Origin of the sequence: Psychrobacter sp. NZS113 (genome assembly GCF_015864825.1) — a bacterium.
Lineage (GTDB): Bacteria > Pseudomonadota > Gammaproteobacteria > Pseudomonadales > Moraxellaceae > Psychrobacter.
In genome coordinates, this window is sequence record NZ_JADYWL010000019.1 from 1 (window position 1) to 1,230 (window position 1,230).

Annotated in this window: 1 protein-coding gene; it reads left to right on the top strand. The window is 46.7% G+C overall.

Annotated elements, in window-relative coordinates; translation table 11 throughout:
* Nucleotides 1-19: 19 nt before the first annotated feature.
* On the top strand, nt 20-1,210 hold the full coding sequence (tuf, locus tag I6E61_RS13955) for an elongation factor Tu (protein ID WP_197135298.1): 1,191 nt from the start codon (nt 20-22) through the stop codon (nt 1,208-1,210).
* Nucleotides 1,211-1,230 lie beyond the last annotated feature (20 nt).

The window sequence follows — 1,230 nt, forward strand, 5'->3', positions numbered from 1 at the left end:
AAAAAAAGAGGAAATACCCATGGCAAAGGCCAAGTTTGAACGTCTAAAACCGCATGTCAACGTTGGTACCATCGGACACGTTGACCACGGTAAAACAACCCTAACAGCTGCTATCGCAACTGTAGCTGCAATCACTTCAGGTGGCGAAGCCAAAGACTACGCGTCTATTGACTCAGCACCAGAAGAAAAAGCACGTGGTATCACCATCAACACCTCACACGTAGAATATGACACAGATGCACGTCACTATGCTCACGTAGATTGCCCAGGTCACGCCGATTATGTTAAAAACATGATCACTGGTGCGGCTCAAATGGACGGCGCAATCCTAGTCGTATCTGCAACTGACGGCCCTATGCCACAAACACGTGAGCACATCTTGCTTTCACGTCAGGTTGGCGTACCGTACATCATCGTATTCATGAACAAATGTGATGTTGTTGATGACGAAGAATTGCTAGAACTAGTAGAAATGGAAGTACGTGAATTACTTTCTGACTACGACTTCCCAGGTGATGACACTCCAATCATCCATGGTTCAGCTACTGAAGCCCTAAAAGGCTCACAAGAAAAATATGGTCAACCAGCTGTCGTAGAACTATTGAAAGTTCTAGACACCTACATCCCAGAGCCAGAGCGTGACGTTGACAAAGCATTCCTAATGCCTATCGAAGACGTATTCTCAATCTCAGGTCGTGGTACTGTTGTAACTGGCCGTGTTGAATCTGGTATCGTACGCGTTGGCGACGAAATCGAAATCGTTGGTATCCGTGACACTCAAAAAACCACCTGTACTGGTGTAGAGATGTTCCGTAAACTGCTTGACGAAGGTCGTGCAGGCGAAAACTGTGGCGTACTACTACGTGGTACTAAGCGTGAAGACGTACAACGTGGCCAAGTACTTGCTAAGCCAGGTTCAATCACTCCTCACACCAAGTTTGACGCTGAAGTATATGTGTTGAGCAAAGAAGAGGGTGGTCGTCACACACCATTCCTAAACGGCTATCGTCCACAGTTCTACTTCCGTACTACTGACGTAACTGGCGCAATCCAATTACAAGACGGTACTGAAATGGTAATGCCTGGTGATAACGTTGAGATGGGCGTAGAGCTTATCCACCCAATCGCTATGGACAAAGGTCTTCGCTTCGCTATTCGTGAAGGCGGCCGTACTGTAGGCGCTGGTGTTGTTGCTAACGTAAACGTTTAATACTGATCCTAGTATTTAAC